This window comes from Enterobacter cloacae complex sp. 2021EL-01169, from assembly GCF_020733125.1.
GTDB classification, from domain to species: Bacteria; Pseudomonadota; Gammaproteobacteria; order Enterobacterales; family Enterobacteriaceae; genus Enterobacter; species Enterobacter roggenkampii.
In genome coordinates, this window is record NZ_JAJFTC010000002.1 from 775,505 (window position 1) to 791,702 (window position 16,198).

Below are 16,198 nucleotides of genomic sequence, written 5' to 3' on the forward strand. Positions count from 1 at the left end.
GGGCTCTGGCTGCGATAAAAAAAACCCGCTGCCGCAAGGCAACGGGTTTTCTGTTCAAACTTTAAACCGTTGGGGCGAAATTACGCCTGCTGGTTCATCAGTTCGTTGAAAGAGGTCGCTTTTTCGGTCACTTTCGCTTTCGCCAGTACCGCTTCAACCGCCTGCTCTTCCAGGGCAACGTTGCGCATGTTGTCCATCAGCTCTTTGTTCTTACCGTAGAACTCGATCACTTCTGATGGATCTTCGTATGCAGAAGCCATCTCTTCGATCAGGCCTTTCACACGCTCTTCGTCAGCTTTCAGCTCGTGGGTACGAATCACTTCGCCCAGCAGCAGGCCAACCACAACGCGGCGTTTTGCCTGCTCTTCGAACAGCTCGCGCGGCAGTTCCATCGCTTGCTGCTGGTTGCCACCGAAACGCTGTGCAGCCTGACGGCGCAGAACGTCGATTTCGCTGTCGATCAGTGCAGCAGGAACGTCGATTTCGTTGGCTTTCACCAGACCTTCGATCGCCTGAGACTTCACGCGGTTACGCACAGCACCGTTCAGCTCGCGCTCCATGTTTTTACGCACTTCGGTACGCAGGCCAGCAACAGAACCGTCTTCCACGCCGAAACGTTTGATGAACTCTTCAGTCAGTTCTGGCAGTTCGCGCTCTTCCACTTTCTTCAGGTTGATGACGAACTTCGCTGCTTTACCTTTCAGGTTTTCAGCGTGGTACTCTTCCGGGAAGGTCACGTCGATGGTGAACTCTTCGCCAGCCTTGTGGCCTTTGATACCGTCTTCGAAGCCTGGGATCATACGACCCTGGCCCATTGCCAGTACGAAGTCAGACGCTTTGCCGCCTTCGAACTCTTCGCCGTCTACAGAACCGGTGAAGTCGATGGTTACGCGGTCTTCCGCGTCAACAGCGCCTTCTTTCTCTTTCCAGTTCGCCTGCTGCTTACGCAGGGTGTCCAGCATGCCGTCAACGTCTTCGTCAGTCACGGAGACAATCGGTTTTTCAACTTCGATAGATTCCAGACCTTTCAGCTCAACTTCCGGATACACTTCAAACTCTACGGAGTAGGTGAAGTCTTCGCCCAGTTTGTATTCGCCTGGAACGTAGTTTGGCGCACCGGCCGGATTGATTTTTTCTTTGATGATCGCATCGATAAAGTTGCGGCTCATCAGTTCACCCAGCACATCCTGACGCACGGAAGCGCCATAACGCTGAGCAACAACATTCATTGGTACTTTGCCCTTACGGAAGCCGTCAATACGTACTTTTTTTGCTACGTTGACCAGCTCGCTTTTCACAGCAGTTTCGATGCTGTCAGCAGCGATAGTAATCGTTACACGGCGGCCAAGGCCTTGAGTGGTTTCAACTGAAACTTGCATCTTGTTACCTCAAAAAAAATCACAGTGCTCGGTCAACTCTGAATCTGTCTGTTATACCGGGATGCTCTCTTAGTGCAGATTCACATTCCCTGTCGCCAGAATCATCCCGAAGACATTCAATAAGACGCGGCATTATAGCGGCATCACTTAGGTGAGTCGAGAACGGTTGGGGCATGTTGCTGCGGCTTTTTTCACACTTTAAGGCTATTTTTAGCCTTAAAATCGCACCATCCGCTCAAAACTCAGACAAAACAAAACGGCCCGAAGGCCGTTTTGAGGAAATCTGTAAGCAACATACTGGAAAAGCTCCAGCCGTTGCAAATCCGATTTATCAGGCGATAGTGCCTGCACCGCGACAGGGCGGCGATGCGAAAACCGTATCCTGCAAGCCTTCCCATTCCTTAATGGTGTAGGTATGCAGTGCCAGCGCATGCACGGTCGTGGAGAGCTCTTCCGTCAAGGTGCTGTAGATCAAGCGATGTCGGTTCAGGAAACGTTCTCCCGTGAAGCGATCGCTAACCAGAACCACTTTAAAGTGGCTTTCAGAACCTGCCGGTACGTTATGACGATAGCTTTCGTCGACGACTTCGAGGAACACAGGGTTGAACGCTGCCCTTAATTTATCTTCTATATGCTCACGTATCATCATGAAATTACTCCTCCGACAACGCCAGGATGTCACCCATCCCTTTAAATATTAGCCGCTTTTACCGTTTCCATTACACATTGACAACAAATATTTAGCTTTCGTCCGATTTTCTCATTCAAACGAATGAAGTTAACTGTGAGGCTCATACCTTTTATCATCCGTGAAAGGAGAAAATGAGTGAGCTGGTCAGTTTTCAGACAAGACGATGAATTTACATGCGTTGGCCACTTCCCCTGACCGTTGGCGATGTTATGATGGCGGCAATTTTTCTCTCTATTATGCTTACGATTCGTGAGAACTTAAAAATGTTAAAAAAACTCTTCTTTCCATTGGTAGCCCTTTTTATGCTGGCAGGCTGTGCTACCCCGCCTACCACCATTGATGTCTCACCAAAAATCACCCTGCCTCAGCAGGACCCAAGCCTGATGGGCGTCACCGTGAGCATTAACGGTGCCGATCAGCGTCAGGATCAGGCGCTGGCAAAAGTGACCCGCGATAACCAGCAGGTGACGCTCACCGCGTCACGTGACCTGCGCTTCCTGCTGCAGGAAGTGCTGGAGAAACAAATGACCGCTCGCGGCTATATGATCGGCCCAAGCGGTGCGGTTGATCTGCAGATCATCGTTAACAACCTGTACGCTGACGTGTCACAGGGCAACGTGCGCTACAATATCGCCACCAAAGCGGATATCGCCATCATTGCCACCGCGAAGAATGGCAACAAGATGACCAAAAACTACCGCGCGAGCTACTCTGTTGAAGGTGCGTTCCAGGCATCCAACCAGAACATTGCTAACGCCGTTAACAGCGTGCTGACCGATACCATCGCCGATATGGCGCAGGACACCAGCATCCACGACTTTATCAAGCAGAACGCACGTTAATCCTGCTCACTGACCCGGTGTAACACCGGGTCAGTCTTATAAGAACATGTCCAGCCATTACTTACGCATTTTCCAGCAACCGAAATCAGCGATTCTGCTGATCCTCGGCTTTGCCTCGGGTTTACCCCTCGCGCTCACCTCCGGCACGCTTCAGGCGTGGATGACGGTCGAGAACATCGATCTCAAAACCATTGGTTTCTTCTCGCTTGTCGGTCAGGCCTATGTCTTCAAGTTCCTGTGGTCGCCGGTGATGGATCGCTATACGCCGCCGTTCCTCGGGCGTCGCCGCGGCTGGCTGGTGATGACGCAGGTCCTGCTGCTGCTGGCCATCGCGGCGATGGGGTTTCTTGAGCCCACCACGCAGCTGCGCTGGATGGCCGCGCTTGCGGTGGTGATTGCCTTCTGTTCCGCCTCTCAGGATATCGTGTTCGACGCCTGGAAGACGGACGTGTTACCTGCGGAAGAACGCGGTGCCGGTGCGGCCATCAGCGTGCTGGGCTATCGCCTCGGGATGCTGGTCTCCGGCGGGCTGGCGCTGTGGCTTGCCGACCGTTACCTCGGCTGGCAGGGCATGTACTGGCTGATGGCCGCCCTGCTTATCCCCTGCATTATCGCCACGCTCTTTGCCCCCGAACCGAGCGACGTTATTCCGGTTCCCCGCTCGCTGGAGCAGGCCGTGGCGGAACCGCTGCGCGACTTCTTTGGCCGCAACAACGCCTGGCTGATTCTGCTGCTGATCGTCCTTTATAAGCTTGGCGACGCCTTTGCCATGAGCCTGACCACCACCTTCCTGATCCGCGGTGTCGGTTTTGACGCTGGTGAAGTGGGGGTAGTGAATAAAACGCTGGGGCTGTTTGCGACCATTGTCGGGGCACTTTACGGTGGCGTGCTGATGCAGCGCCTGACGCTGTTCCGCGCACTGCTGATCTTCGGCATTCTTCAGGGTGCCTCTAACGCGGGCTACTGGCTGCTGTCGATTACCGACAAACATATGATCAGCATGGCCGCTGCGGTGTTCTTCGAAAATCTCTGCGGCGGTATGGGGACAGCAGCCTTTGTCGCCCTGCTGATGACCCTGTGCAACAAGTCATTTTCCGCCACGCAGTTCGCGCTGCTCTCGGCGCTCTCTGCCGTTGGCCGCGTTTACGTAGGTCCGATTGCCGGCTGGTTTGTGGAAGCCCACGGTTGGCCAACGTTTTATCTTTTCTCCGTCGTGGCTGCCGTGCCGGGGATTTTATTGTTGCTGGTCTGTCGCCAGACGCTGGAATATACCCAGCGGACCGAACACTTTATGCCACGAACTGAATATCACCGCGCCTACCGTTTTGCGTTACGTCTGTTAATGATGGGCTGCGTTGCGCTGGCACTCTGGCTTATCGTGCTCATTATTAATGCCAGCACATCACTGGCGCTCCCCTTTGAGGCCCTTCTGCTGGACGCCGGAGCCCTTCTGGCCATCGTCGGGATCCTGACGGGAGGTCTGCTCGATTTCATGGCGTTGCGTAAAACGCAGCTGACCTGAAGAAAAATGCGAAAGGTTATTTCCCGTTGTAATCACCAACCGAAATTATAACGGTGAAATAGCCACCATCGACTAAAAAAAATATTTGTTGTTTTGTGCGGGATAGGATTTGGAAATTATTGGCTCTGGTTCCAAAACGCTATTTTTCATTAAACGATTCAGCATGCGATAGTTTGATTTTTCGTTTTTTAGATGTCTTTTTATTGATAATTAATTGTTAATTTTTTGTTTATTTTTAACAATGGTTATACCAATTGTCCCTTTTAGGGTATGCTTGGGGGTCCTTTCGTTATAAAGCCCATCTCATGCGGCTTCAGTCATAAAAACCGACATAATTTGCAACACTTGTGACACGTGCGGCAGAACCCGGTAACACCTTCCTGACACAGGCCTAATGATGTTTACAGTAATGTAACCTTCCCGTAAAATGCCCGCACACTTTAAACGCCACCAGACTCCCGTGGAATTGAGGTCGTTAAATGAGACTCAGGAAATACAATAAAAGTTTGGGATGGTTGTCATTATTCGCAGGCACTGTATTACTCAGTGGCTGTGATTCTGCACTACTAGACCCCAAAGGACAGATTGGACTGGAACAACGTTCACTGATATTGACGGCTTTTGGCCTGATGTTGATTGTGGTTATTCCAGCCATTTTGATGGCTATTGGTTTCGCCTGGAAGTATCGTGCGAGCAATAAAGATGCGAAGTATAGCCCGAACTGGTCACACTCCAACAAAGTGGAAGCTGTGGTCTGGACGGTACCTATCCTGATCATCCTGTTCCTTGCCGTACTGACTTGGAAAACCACTCACGCACTTGAGCCAAGCAAGCCGCTGGTTCACGATGAAAAACCGATTACCATTGAAGTGGTCTCCATGGACTGGAAATGGTTCTTCATCTATCCAGAGCAGGGCATTGCTACCGTGAATGAAATCGCCTTCCCGGCGAACACTCCGGTTCAGTTCAAAGTGACCTCCAACTCCGTAATGAACTCCTTCTTCATCCCGCGTCTGGGTAGCCAGATTTACGCGATGGCCGGTATGCAGACTAACCTGCATCTGATCGCGAATGAAGCAGGCACCTACGATGGTATCTCCGCCAGCTATAGCGGCCCGGGCTTCTCAGGTATGAAGTTCAAAGCTATTGCAACGCCAGACCGTGCCGCTTTCGACCAGTGGGTTGAAAAAGCGAAACAGTCTCCAAACACCATGTCTGACATGGCGGCGTTCGAAAAAGTGGCTGCACCTAGCGAATACAACAAGGTGGAGTACTTCTCTAACGTGAAGCCTGATTTGTTCAAAGACGTTATTGGCAAATTTATGGATCACGGCAAGAGCATGGACATGACCCAGCCAGAAGGCGAGCACAGCGCGCACGAAGGTATGGAAGGCATGGACATGAGCCACGCGGAAACCGCTCACTAAGGGGCCGAGGAAGAAAATGTTCGGAAAATTGACACTGGATGCAGTGCCCTACCATGAACCGATTATCATGGTTACGGTGGCTGCAATTATCATCGGTGGCGCGGCCTTAGTTGGCCTGATCACTTACTTCGGTAAGTGGAGCTACCTGTGGAATGAGTGGCTGACTTCGGTTGACCACAAAAAACTCGGTATCATGTACTGCATCGTCGGTATCGTCATGTTAATTCGTGGCTTTGCGGATGCGATCATGATGCGTAGCCAGCAGGCGCTCGCGTCTGCGGGTGAAGCCGGCTTCCTGCCACCGCACCACTACGACCAGATCTTTACCGCCCACGGCGTTATCATGATCTTCTTCGTGGCGATGCCGCTGGTTATCGGTCTGATGAACGTGGTCGTTCCGCTGCAAATCGGCGCGCGCGACGTTGCGTTCCCGTTCCTGAACAACCTGAGCTTCTGGTTCACCGTTGTCGGCGTTATTCTGGTTAACCTGTCACTGGGTGTGGGCGAATTCGCGCAGACCGGCTGGCTGGCTTACCCACCGCTGTCAGGAATTGAGTACAGCCCGGGCGTTGGCGTCGACTACTGGATTTGGGCGCTTCAGCTCTCCGGTGTCGGTACGACCCTGACCGGTATCAACTTCTTCGTGACCATTATCAAGATGCGTGCCCCTGGCATGACCATGTTCAAGATGCCGGTATTTACCTGGGCATCTCTGTGCGCCAACATCCTGATTATTGCGTCCTTCCCAATTCTGACTGTTACCATCGCGCTGCTGACCCTGGACCGCTACCTGGGCACCCATTTCTTCACGAACGATATGGGTGGCAACATGATGATGTACATCAACCTGATTTGGGCATGGGGTCACCCGGAAGTTTACATCCTGGTTCTGCCTGTATTCGGTGTGTTCTCCGAAATCGCGGCAACCTTCTCGCGTAAACGTCTGTTTGGTTACACCTCTCTGGTGTGGGCAACCGTGTGTATTACCGTTCTGTCGTTCATCGTTTGGCTGCACCACTTCTTCACCATGGGTGCGGGCGCGAACGTAAACGCCTTCTTCGGTATTACCACCATGATTATCGCCATCCCGACCGGGGTGAAGATCTTCAACTGGCTGTTCACCATGTATCAGGGCCGTATCGTGTTCCACTCAGCAATGCTGTGGACCATCGGCTTCATCGTGACCTTCTCCGTCGGTGGGATGACCGGCGTACTGCTGGCGGTACCGGGTGCTGACTTCGTGCTGCACAACAGTCTGTTCCTGATTGCGCACTTCCATAACGTTATCATCGGTGGCGTGGTCTTCGGCTGCTTCGCTGGCGTAACCTACTGGTGGCCAAAAGCGTTCGGCTTCACGCTGAATGAAAAATGGGGTAAACGCGCGTTCTGGTTCTGGATCATCGGCTTCTTCGTCGCCTTTATGCCGCTGTACGTGCTGGGCTTCATGGGTATGACCCGTCGTCTGAGCCAGCAGATTGATCCGCAGTTCCACCCAATGCTGATGGTTGCAGCGGGCGGTGCCGTGCTGATTGCCTGTGGTATCGCGTCTCAGCTGATTCAGTTCTACGTGTCTATTCGCGACCGCGACCAGAACCGTGACCTGACCGGTGACCCATGGGGTGGCCGTACGCTGGAGTGGGCGACCTCTTCTCCACCGCCTTTCTATAACTTTGCCATCGTGCCTCAGGTTCATGAACGCGACGCATTCTGGGAAATGAAAGAAAAAGGTGAAGCGTACAAGCAACCTGCTCATTACGAAGAGATCCATATGCCGAAAAACAGCGGTGCGGGCATCGTGATTGCCGCCTTCGCAACGGTATTTGGTTTCGCAATGATCTGGCACATCTGGTGGATGGCGATTGTTGGCTTTGCTGGCATCGTAATCAGCTGGATTGTGAAGAGCTTTGACGAGGACGTGGACTACTACGTACCAGTCCGTGAAGTTGAAAAGCTGGAAAATCAGCATTTCGACGAGATTTCTAAAGCGGGGCTGAAAAATGGCAACTGATACTCTGGCGCACTCAACTGCCCACGCGCATGAACATGCGCACCACGATACAGGACCGACCAAAGTCTTCGGTTTCTGGATCTACCTGATGAGCGACTGCATTCTGTTCTGCTGTCTGTTCGCGACCTATGCCGTTCTGGTGAACGGCACAGCGGGCGGCCCGACCGGCAAGGACATCTTTGAACTGCCGTTCGTTCTGGTTGAAACCGCACTGCTGTTATTCAGCTCCATCACCTACGGCATGGCGGCTATCGCCATGTACAAAAACAACAAGAGCCAGGTTGTCTCCTGGCTGGCGTTGACCTGGTTGTTTGGTGCTGGATTTATCGGGATGGAAATCTATGAATTCCATCACCTGATCATGGAAGGCTTCGGCCCGGATCGCAGTGGCTTCCTGTCCGCGTTCTTCGCGCTGGTTGGCACCCACGGTCTGCACGTGACCTCCGGTCTGATCTGGATGGCAGTCCTGATGTTCCAGATCTCCCGTCGCGGCCTGACCAGTACTAACCGTACCCGTATCCTGTGCCTGAGCCTGTTCTGGCACTTCCTGGACGTGGTGTGGATCTGTGTGTTCTCTGTTGTCTATCTGATGGGGGCGATGTAATGAGTCATTCTAACGATCATGGCGCTTCCCACGGCAGCGTAAAAACCTACATGACAGGTTTCATCCTGTCGATCATCCTGACGGTGATCCCGTTCTGGATGGTGATGAGCGGTTCTGCGTCTAAGCCGGTTATCCTGGGTGCAATCCTGGTGACCGCGGTGATTCAGATTCTGGTGCATCTGGTTTGCTTCCTGCACATGAACACCAAGTCCGATGAAGGCTGGAACATGACCGCCTTTATCTTTACCGTGATTATCATCGCTATCCTGGTAGTCGGTTCCATCTGGATTATGTGGAACCTCAACTACAACATGATGGTTCACTAAGAGCGGCGAGTATGTTTAAGCAATACCTGCAAGTAACGAAACCAGGCATCATCTTTGGCAACCTGATCTCCGTGATCGGAGGGTTCCTGCTGGCCTCTAAGGGCAGCATTGATTACGCCCTCTTTATCTACACGCTGGTCGGTGTGTCACTGGTTGTTGCGTCCGGTTGTGTATTTAACAACTACATCGACATGGATATCGACAAGAAGATGGAAAGGACCAAAAATCGGGTGCTGGTGAAAGGCCTGATCGCCCCTTCCGTCTCGCTGGTGTACGCCACCTTGCTGGGTATTGCTGGCTTTATGCTGCTGTGGTTTGGTGCTAACCCGCTGGCCTGCTGGCTGGGGGTGATGGGGTTCGTGGTGTATGTGGGCATCTATAGCCTGTATATGAAACGTCACTCCGTCTACGGCACGCTGATTGGTTCTCTCTCCGGCGCTGCGCCGCCGGTGATTGGCTACTGCGCGGTCACGAACGAGTTCGACAGCGGTGCGCTGATCCTGCTGGCTATCTTTAGCCTGTGGCAGATGCCGCACTCCTATGCCATCGCGATTTTCCGCTTTAAGGATTATCAGGCAGCGAACATCCCGGTTCTGCCGGTCGTGAAGGGCATCTCCGTTGCCAAGAACCACATCACGCTGTACATCATCGCCTTTGCCGTGGCAACGCTGATGCTCTCTCTGGGTGGTTACGCCGGATACAAATATCTGGCGGTAGCGGCTGCGGTGAGCGTCTGGTGGCTCGGCATGGCACTGCGCGGTTACAAAGTGGAAGATGACAAAGTCTGGGCGCGCAAGCTGTTTGTGTTCTCGATTGTAGCCATCACCTCGCTGTCCGTGATGATGTCCGTGGACTTCATGGTGCCAGATTCACATAACCTGCTGACTTACGTCTGGTAAGCCACAACAGGTGAATAAAGGGGTGCTTCGGCACCCTTTTTTATTCATAAAATCCATTAATAACGCATGTAATATTTGTTAAATAACCCTTTATTTACCCCGCCCCTTCCCCGCACTACACTATGGCCTGCTTTTGAACTGAGGTGGTAATGAACGATTATAAAATGACGCCAGGCGAGCTACGCGCGACCTGGGGCTTAGGGACTGTCTTCTCGCTACGGATGCTTGGCATGTTTATGGTCCTGCCTGTTCTGACCACGTACGGTATGGCGCTGCAGGGGGCCAGCGAGGCGCTGATTGGCCTCGCCATTGGCATTTATGGTCTGGCGCAGGCGGTGTTCCAGATCCCGTTTGGCCTGCTCTCTGACCGGGTGGGCCGCAAACCGCTGATTGTCGGCGGGCTGCTGGTCTTTGTGCTCGGAAGCGTCATTGCCGCCCTCTCCCACTCCATCTGGGGGATTATTCTTGGCCGCGCCCTGCAGGGCTCCGGCGCGATTGCCGCCGCGGTGATGGCGCTGCTGTCAGACTTAACCCGCGAGCAGAACCGCACCAAAGCCATGGCCTTTATCGGCGTCAGCTTTGGCGTGACGTTTGCGATTGCGATGGTGCTGGGCCCGATAATCACCCATGCGCTCGGCCTGCACGCCCTGTTCTGGATGATTGCCGTGCTGGCGACCCTCGGCATTGCCTTAACCCTGTGGGTGGTGCCGGACAGCAAAAACCACGTTCTGAACCGTGAATCCGGCATGGTAAAAGGCTGCTTCAGCAAGGTGATTGTCGAGCCGCGCCTGCTTAAGCTGAATTTCGGCATTATGTGCCTGCACATTCTGCTGATGTCGACCTTTGTCGCCCTTCCCGGCCAGCTTGCCGCAGCGGGTTTCCCGGCGGCTGAGCACTGGAAAATCTATCTGGTCACGATGTTGATTTCGTTTGTCTCCGTCGTGCCGTTCATCATCTACGCCGAAGTGAAGCGCAAAATGAAACGCGTCTTCGTGGGCTGCGTGGCGCTCCTGCTGATTGCCGAGATCGTGCTCTGGGGCGCCGGCCCGCACTTCTGGGAACTGATCGCCGGGGTACAGCTGTTCTTCCTGGCGTTTAACCTGATGGAGGCCCTGCTGCCGTCGCTGATCAGCAAAGAGTCCCCCGCCGGTTACAAAGGCACGGCGATGGGTATTTACTCCACCAGCCAGTTCCTCGGCGTGGCAATCGGCGGCTCGCTTGGTGGCTGGGTGGACGGCCTGTTTGATTCGCAAACCGTGTTTCTCGCGGGCGCGCTGCTGGCGACAGTCTGGCTGCTGGTCGCCGGCACCATGAAAGAGCCGCGCTACGTGAGCAGCCTGCGCGTAGAAATCCCGGATGATGTGGAGATTAGCGACGCGCTGAAACAGCGTCTGGAAGCAAAAGAAGGGGTCACGGAAGTGCTGATTGTTCCCGAGGAGCGCAGCGCTTATGTCAAAATTGACAGCAAGGTGACCAACCGCTTTGAGGTCGAGCAGGCGCTGAAAGCGTGAAAAAAGCCCGGGTAAACCGGGCTTTTTATATTAGTCGCGGAAGTTTTTAAACTGGAACGGTTGCCCCAGGTCGCCGCCGCGCACCAGCGCCATCACGGACTGGAGGTCATCGCGGGATTTACCGGTGACGCGAATCTCTTCGCCCTGGATCTGCGCCTGCACCTTCAGCTTGCTGTCTTTGATGAGCTTCACAATCTTCTTCTGCACCGCGCTCTCGATGCCCTGCTTCAGCTTCGCTTCAACAAACCACGTTTTGCCGCTGTGGACGAACTCCTCCGGCACGTCCAGTGAGGTCCCTTCGATGCCGCGCTTCAACAGCTTGGCGCGCAGAATGTCGAGCAGCTGATTCACCTGGAAATCAGACTCGCTCAGCACCTTAATGGTCTTATTTGCGTCGTTCAGCTCAAACGACGCCTCAACGCCACGAAAATCGAAACGTGACTCAACTTCGCGGGTTGCGTTCTCAACGCCGTTGCGAACTTCCTGGATATCAACTTCGGAAACAATATCGAAAGATGGCATCTTTTCTTCTCCCTTCACTTTTGTTGCGTTGCATAATACCCGCTACGAGGCATAACTCAACAGAAGCTTAGCTGTATAATTAAGCTGTAACACCTGGCGCAGTTGCAGGTGAGGAGGAACAATGAAAATTACGGTGCTCGGATGCGGAGCGCTTGGTCAGCTGTGGCTGACCGCACTGTGCAAGCACGGACATGAGGTTCAGGGCTGGCTGCGCGTGCCCCAGCCTTATTGCAGTGTAAACCTGATTGGTGAAGACGGAAGCATCTTTAACGAATCCCTCACCGCGAACGATCCTGATTTCCTGGCGCAAAGCGACCTTTTACTGGTGACGCTTAAAGCCTGGCAGGTCTCAGACGCGGTAAAAATGCTGGCCGCGCAGCTCCCCCCCACTTCGCCCATACTGCTGCTGCATAACGGCATGGGAACCCTGGATGAGCTGAAAAGCGTTCCGCAGCCCCTGCTGATGGCAACGACCACCCACGCTGCGCGCCGCGACGGCAACATCATCGTGCATGTCGCCAGCGGCGTGACGCACATCGGGCCTGCCAGAACGCAGGATGGGGACTACAGCTATCTTGCCGATGTGCTGCAGAAGGTGCTCCCGGACGTGGCCTGGCATAACCACATTCGCCCTCAACTCTGGCGCAAGCTGGCCGTTAACTGTGTGATCAACCCGCTGACGGCGCTGTGGAACTGCCCGAACGGTGAACTGAAAAACCATCCGCAGGAGGTGGCGTCCCTCTGTGCAGAAGTCGCGGCGGTCGTTGAGCGGGAAGGCTTGCATACCTCAGCAGACGATTTGCGCTGTTATGTCGAGCAGGTTATTGAGAGTACAGCTGAGAACATCTCCTCGATGCTGCAGGATGTTCGGGCATTACGCCACACGGAGATCGACTACATCACCGGCTATCTGCTAAAACGCGCCCGCGCACACGGCATCGCGGTGCCGGAAAACGCCCGTCTGTATGACCTGGTTAAACGTAAGGAGAGTGAATATGAGCGCGTCGGCACTGATCTGCCTCGCCCCTGGTAGCGAAGAGATGGAAGCGGTCACCACCATTGATCTGATGGTGCGCGGCGGCATTAAGGTCACCACCGCCAGCGTCGCCAGCGACGGTAATCTGGCAATCACCTGTTCACGCGGGGTGAAAATCCTTGCAGATGCACCGTTGGTACAGGTGGCTGACGGAGATTACGACATCATCGTGCTGCCCGGTGGGCTGAAGGGCGCGGAATGTTTTCGTGACAGCCCGCTGCTGGTTGAGACCGTGCGTCAGTTCCATTTATCCGGCCGCATCGTCGCCGCCATTTGTGCCGCCGCCGGAACGGTTCTGGTTCCCCATGACATCTTCCCCATCGGCAATATGACCGGCTTCCCGGGGCTGAAAGACACCATTCCGGAAGATCAATGGGTGGACAAGCGCGTCGTCTGGGATCCCCGCGTCAACCTGCTGACCAGCCAGGGCCCGGGCACCGCGATTGATTTTGGCTTAAAGATTATCGACCTGCTGGGCGGGCGCGAGAAGGCGTACGAAGTGGCGTCATCGCTGGTGATGCCAGCGGGGATTTATAATTACTATGAAGAGTAGTGCATAAAAAAAGCCGGGTGGCGGCTACGCCTTACCCGGCCTACAAATGCACGGTACCGTAGGCCCGGTAAGCGAAGCGCCACCGGGCGAGAAACTACGGACGATACACCTTCACATTGGCAAAGCCCTGCTCGCGCAGATACAGCGCCTGCAGGCGACTCATCACCCCGCGCTCACACCACAGCAGGTACGTTTTGCTCTGGTCGAGGTCGCCAAACTTTGTGCTCAGCTTGTAGAACGGCAGAGAAACCACTTCGACGCCGTCAACCTGCAGCGGCTTGTCATCCTGCTCGTCAATGGAGCGGATATCCAGAATCGCGTCGTTCGCGCCGAAACCGCTCACGGTCTCCACTTCTACCACTTCCTGCTCGGTCTGCTGGGCGATCTCGCGGATATCAATGTTGGACGCTTCTTCCACCACTTTATCAAGAATGCTGAAATCGAAGTTCTCTTCTTCCGCTTCGATCTTCGCCTTCACCGCTTTGACGGTCGGGCTTTTTGAGATCACGCCACAGTATTCCGGCATGGTGCGGGCAAAATCTTCGGTGCCGATTTCGCGCGCCAGGTCGATGATGTGCTCTTTGTCGTGGGAGATCAGCGGACGCAGGATCAGCGTATCAGACACGTTGTCGATCAGGCGCAGGTTGGTCAGCGTCTGGCTGGAGACCTGGCCCAGCGCTTCGCCTGTGACCAGCGCCTGCACGCCGTAGCGTTCAGCCACTTTGGATGCCGCACGCACCATCATGCGCTTCAGGATGACGCCCATCTGGCCGTCGTCCACTTTCTCCAGAATCTCGCCGACCACCGGTTCGAAATTGATTGCCACGAAACGCACGCGGTGGGAGCTGCCGAAGCGGTTCCACAGGTAATGCGCCACCTGACGAACGCCGATTTCGTGCGCCGCGCCGCCCAGGTTGAAGAAGCAGTAGTGTACGCGGCAGCCGCGGCGCATCAGCATATAGCTGGAGACGCCGGAGTCGAAGCCGCCGGAGATCAGGGACAGAACATCTTCCTGAGTCCCGATCGGGAAGCCACCGATACCTTCATAGCGGCCTTTCACCAACAGCAGGCGATCGTTTTCGATCTCCAGATTAACGGTCACGTCCGGGTTGGTCAGACGCACGCGCGCCGTCTCAACGTGCTGGTTCAAACCGCCGCCAACGTAACGTTCCACTTCAATGGAGCTGAATTCGTGCTTACCGCGACGCTTCACGCGCACGCAAAAGGTTTTGCCTTCGATCTGATCGCGGTACTGAACCAGCGCTTTTTCGAAGATGTCGTGCATATCGCTGAACGGGACATCTTCCACTTCCAGAATATGGTGGATCCCTGGAATACGGGTCAGCGCGTCGCGAATATCCTGACGTTTGTTTTCGTCTTTCGCACGAACCTCAACGTGGTCCCAGTGGCGCACCACGGCGAGGGTTTCGTCGTAGTGCTTTAAAACGTTACGAATGTTCCCGGTGAGAATTTTAATAAAGCGCAAACGCACAGATTGGCTTTTGATGGTGATTTCAGGGAACAATTTAATGATAAACTTCATGGCGGCAATGTTTCTTAGGCAAGCGTATTAAGGCTTGTAATGGAAAAGAGTACAGCAGCCCACACCCGTGGCTGCATCCAGGCGCGCAAGTATACCACCATCGCGCCGCTCCTGTGCACATTGCGCGTTATTTGATAATTGCCCTGAGTCCGTTACCATGTCGGGGCTGAGAATATAAGAGTCAATTCACTATGCCGAAGAAGAACGACGCACCGGCCAGTTTCGAAACTGCGCTGAGTGAACTGGAGCAAATCGTTACCCGTCTTGAGAGCGGCGATCTCCCGCTGGAAGAGGCGCTCAACGAATTCGAGCGCGGCGTGCAGCTGGCGCGCCAGGGGCAGGTCAAACTGCAGCAGGCCGAGCAGCGCGTGCAGATCCTGCTTTCCGACAGCGAAGACGCGAAAACCACGCCTTTCACACCGGACGCCGAGTAAATGGATTTTGCCAACGAGCTTCAGGCGCGCGTTGTACGCGCCAACGACGCCCTGCGCCGATTTATTGCGCCACAGCCTTTTCAGAACACTCCTCTGGTTGAAGCCATGCACTATGGCGCACTCTTGGGTGGAAAGCGCCTGCGCCCGTTCCTGGTGTACGCCACCGGCAACATGTTTGGCATCAGCGATAACACGCTGGACGCCCCGGCAGCCGCCGTTGAGTGCATCCATGCCTACTCGCTGATCCACGACGATCTCCCGGCGATGGACGACGACGATTTGCGTCGGGGTCAACCCACCTGCCACATCAAGTTTGGCGAGGCGAATGCCATTCTGGCGGGTGATGCCCTGCAGACGCTGGCGTTCTCGATTCTGAGCGACGCGCCAATGGCCGAAGTGGCTGACCGTGACCGTCTGGCAATGATTTCCGAACTGGCCATGGCCAGCGGCGTGGCCGGCATGTGCGGCGGTCAGGCGCTGGATCTTGAAGCGGAAGGACGTCAGGTTAATCTGGAACAGCTGGAGCGTATTCATCGCCATAAAACCGGGGCATTGATTCGTTCCGCCGTTCGCCTGGGCGCGCTGAGCGCGGGTGAGCAAGGGCGCAAAGCCCTGCCGATTCTGGACAGATACGCAGAAAGTATCGGTCTGGCATTCCAGGTTCAGGATGACATTCTGGATGTGGTGGGCGATACTGCAACATTGGGTAAACGTCAGGGTGCGGACCAGCAGCTTGGCAAAAGTACCTACCCCGCCCTGCTGGGTCTTGAGCAAGCCCAACGTAAAGCCCGGGATCTGATTGACGATGCCCGCCAGTCACTGAATGAACTGGCTGCGCAATCGCTGGATACCTCGGCACTGGAAGCGCTAGCGGACTATATAATCCAGCGTGATAAATAAA

General features: G+C 54.6%; 16 protein-coding genes. 12 read left to right on the forward strand and 4 right to left on the reverse strand.

What is annotated here, in order from left to right:
* Nucleotides 1-80 precede the first annotated feature (80 nt).
* Together tig and bolA are read right to left on the reverse strand one after the other, a co-directional pair.
* Entirely contained in the window at nucleotides 81-1,379 is a 1,299-nt protein-coding gene (gene tig, locus LLF79_RS10095; RefSeq protein ID WP_008503318.1) for a trigger factor, read from the reverse strand.
* Between the two features lie 331 nt (nucleotides 1,380-1,710).
* Complete coding sequence (gene bolA, locus LLF79_RS10100; RefSeq protein ID WP_021241655.1) at nucleotides 1,711-2,028, reverse strand: transcriptional regulator BolA; 318 nt, start codon at nucleotides 2,026-2,028, stop codon at nucleotides 1,711-1,713.
* 305 nt (nucleotides 2,029-2,333) lie between these two features.
* On the opposite strand from bolA, the gene LLF79_RS10105 reads away from it, so the two are divergent.
* The 8 genes from LLF79_RS10105 (at nucleotide 2,334) to LLF79_RS10140 (ending at nucleotide 11,209) form a co-directional block, all read left to right on the forward strand.
* The gene (locus tag LLF79_RS10105) at nucleotides 2,334-2,912 is read left to right on the forward strand and encodes a lipoprotein (protein ID WP_023310568.1); all 579 of its coding nucleotides are present in this window, start codon (nucleotides 2,334-2,336) and stop codon (nucleotides 2,910-2,912) included.
* 46 nt (nucleotides 2,913-2,958) lie between these two features.
* The gene (gene ampG, locus LLF79_RS10110) at nucleotides 2,959-4,434 is read left to right on the forward strand and encodes a muropeptide MFS transporter AmpG (RefSeq protein ID WP_065101739.1); all 1,476 of its coding nucleotides are present in this window, start codon (nucleotides 2,959-2,961) and stop codon (nucleotides 4,432-4,434) included.
* Between the two features lie 479 nt (nucleotides 4,435-4,913).
* Complete coding sequence (gene cyoA / locus LLF79_RS10115; RefSeq protein ID WP_227879454.1) at nucleotides 4,914-5,861, forward strand: cytochrome o ubiquinol oxidase subunit II; 948 nt, start codon at nucleotides 4,914-4,916, stop codon at nucleotides 5,859-5,861.
* Between the two features lie 16 nt (nucleotides 5,862-5,877).
* Nucleotides 5,878-7,869: a cytochrome o ubiquinol oxidase subunit I gene (cyoB, locus tag LLF79_RS10120; protein ID WP_008503323.1), complete on the forward strand. Its 1,992-nt coding sequence runs from the start codon at nucleotides 5,878-5,880 to the stop codon at nucleotides 7,867-7,869.
* Nucleotides 7,859-8,473: a cytochrome o ubiquinol oxidase subunit III gene (locus LLF79_RS10125; protein ID WP_008503324.1), complete on the forward strand. Its 615-nt coding sequence runs from the start codon at nucleotides 7,859-7,861 to the stop codon at nucleotides 8,471-8,473. Before cyoB ends, LLF79_RS10125 begins: the two co-directional genes overlap by 11 nt.
* The gene (locus LLF79_RS10130) at nucleotides 8,473-8,799 is read left to right on the forward strand and encodes a cytochrome o ubiquinol oxidase subunit IV (RefSeq protein ID WP_006176899.1); all 327 of its coding nucleotides are present in this window, start codon (nucleotides 8,473-8,475) and stop codon (nucleotides 8,797-8,799) included. The genes LLF79_RS10125 and LLF79_RS10130 overlap by 1 nt, the downstream gene beginning before the upstream one ends.
* Nucleotides 8,800-8,810: 11 nt before the next feature.
* Entirely contained in the window at nucleotides 8,811-9,698 is an 888-nt protein-coding gene (gene cyoE, locus LLF79_RS10135) for a heme o synthase (RefSeq protein WP_008503325.1), read from the forward strand.
* A gap of 149 nt (nucleotides 9,699-9,847) precedes the next feature.
* The gene (locus LLF79_RS10140; protein ID WP_008503326.1) at nucleotides 9,848-11,209 is read left to right on the forward strand and encodes an MFS transporter; all 1,362 of its coding nucleotides are present in this window, start codon (nucleotides 9,848-9,850) and stop codon (nucleotides 11,207-11,209) included.
* Between the two features lie 30 nt (nucleotides 11,210-11,239).
* Here the strand turns inward: LLF79_RS10140 and LLF79_RS10145 are convergent, their stop codons facing one another.
* Nucleotides 11,240-11,731 (reverse strand): YajQ family cyclic di-GMP-binding protein, encoded by a 492-nt coding sequence (locus LLF79_RS10145; protein WP_008503327.1) that lies wholly within the window; start codon nucleotides 11,729-11,731, stop codon nucleotides 11,240-11,242.
* 121 nt (nucleotides 11,732-11,852) lie between these two features.
* Here LLF79_RS10145 and panE point away from each other — a divergent pair, with 121 nt between their 5' ends.
* Entirely contained in the window at nucleotides 11,853-12,764 is a 912-nt protein-coding gene (gene panE / locus LLF79_RS10150) for a 2-dehydropantoate 2-reductase (protein ID WP_049121546.1), read from the forward strand.
* Nucleotides 12,727-13,320, forward strand: coding sequence for a protein deglycase YajL (gene yajL, locus LLF79_RS10155; protein ID WP_227879455.1), 594 nt, complete (start codon nucleotides 12,727-12,729; stop codon nucleotides 13,318-13,320). The genes panE and yajL overlap by 38 nt, the downstream gene beginning before the upstream one ends.
* A 94-nt stretch (nucleotides 13,321-13,414) precedes the next feature.
* Here yajL and thiI read toward each other — a convergent pair whose 3' ends face one another.
* Nucleotides 13,415-14,863, reverse strand: a complete 1,449-nt coding sequence (thiI, locus tag LLF79_RS10160; RefSeq protein WP_021241661.1) for a tRNA uracil 4-sulfurtransferase ThiI — start codon at nucleotides 14,861-14,863, stop codon at nucleotides 13,415-13,417.
* Between the two features lie 191 nt (nucleotides 14,864-15,054).
* On the opposite strand from thiI, the gene xseB reads away from it, so the two are divergent.
* Together xseB and ispA are read left to right on the forward strand one after the other, a co-directional pair.
* The gene (gene xseB, locus LLF79_RS10165) at nucleotides 15,055-15,297 is read left to right on the forward strand and encodes an exodeoxyribonuclease VII small subunit (RefSeq protein ID WP_008503331.1); all 243 of its coding nucleotides are present in this window, start codon (nucleotides 15,055-15,057) and stop codon (nucleotides 15,295-15,297) included.
* The gene (gene ispA, locus LLF79_RS10170) at nucleotides 15,298-16,197 is read left to right on the forward strand and encodes a (2E,6E)-farnesyl diphosphate synthase (RefSeq protein ID WP_008503332.1); all 900 of its coding nucleotides are present in this window, start codon (nucleotides 15,298-15,300) and stop codon (nucleotides 16,195-16,197) included. It abuts the gene before it with no gap.
* Nucleotide 16,198: the final 1 nt, after the last annotated feature.

Excerpts from the sequence above, each read along its gene's own strand:
- tig (WP_008503318.1), bottom strand. The coding sequence starts at position 1,379 with ATGCAAGTTTCAGTTGAAACCACTCAAGGCCTTGGCCGCCGTGTAACG.
- bolA (WP_021241655.1), bottom strand. The coding sequence starts at position 2,028 with ATGATGATACGTGAGCATATAGAAGATAAATTAAGGGCAGCGTTCAAC.
- LLF79_RS10105 (WP_023310568.1), top strand. The coding sequence starts at position 2,334 with ATGTTAAAAAAACTCTTCTTTCCATTGGTAGCCCTTTTTATGCTGGCA.
- ampG (WP_065101739.1), top strand. The coding sequence starts at position 2,959 with ATGTCCAGCCATTACTTACGCATTTTCCAGCAACCGAAATCAGCGATT.
- cyoA (WP_227879454.1), top strand. The coding sequence starts at position 4,914 with ATGAGACTCAGGAAATACAATAAAAGTTTGGGATGGTTGTCATTATTC.
- cyoB (WP_008503323.1), top strand. The coding sequence starts at position 5,878 with ATGTTCGGAAAATTGACACTGGATGCAGTGCCCTACCATGAACCGATT.
- LLF79_RS10125 (WP_008503324.1), top strand. The coding sequence starts at position 7,859 with ATGGCAACTGATACTCTGGCGCACTCAACTGCCCACGCGCATGAACAT.
- LLF79_RS10130 (WP_006176899.1), top strand. The coding sequence starts at position 8,473 with ATGAGTCATTCTAACGATCATGGCGCTTCCCACGGCAGCGTAAAAACC.
- cyoE (WP_008503325.1), top strand. The coding sequence starts at position 8,811 with ATGTTTAAGCAATACCTGCAAGTAACGAAACCAGGCATCATCTTTGGC.
- LLF79_RS10140 (WP_008503326.1), top strand. The coding sequence starts at position 9,848 with ATGAACGATTATAAAATGACGCCAGGCGAGCTACGCGCGACCTGGGGC.
- LLF79_RS10145 (WP_008503327.1), bottom strand. The coding sequence starts at position 11,731 with ATGCCATCTTTCGATATTGTTTCCGAAGTTGATATCCAGGAAGTTCGC.
- panE (WP_049121546.1), top strand. The coding sequence starts at position 11,853 with ATGAAAATTACGGTGCTCGGATGCGGAGCGCTTGGTCAGCTGTGGCTG.
- yajL (WP_227879455.1), top strand. The coding sequence starts at position 12,727 with ATGAGCGCGTCGGCACTGATCTGCCTCGCCCCTGGTAGCGAAGAGATG.
- thiI (WP_021241661.1), bottom strand. The coding sequence starts at position 14,863 with ATGAAGTTTATCATTAAATTGTTCCCTGAAATCACCATCAAAAGCCAA.
- xseB (WP_008503331.1), top strand. The coding sequence starts at position 15,055 with ATGCCGAAGAAGAACGACGCACCGGCCAGTTTCGAAACTGCGCTGAGT.
- ispA (WP_008503332.1), top strand. The coding sequence starts at position 15,298 with ATGGATTTTGCCAACGAGCTTCAGGCGCGCGTTGTACGCGCCAACGAC.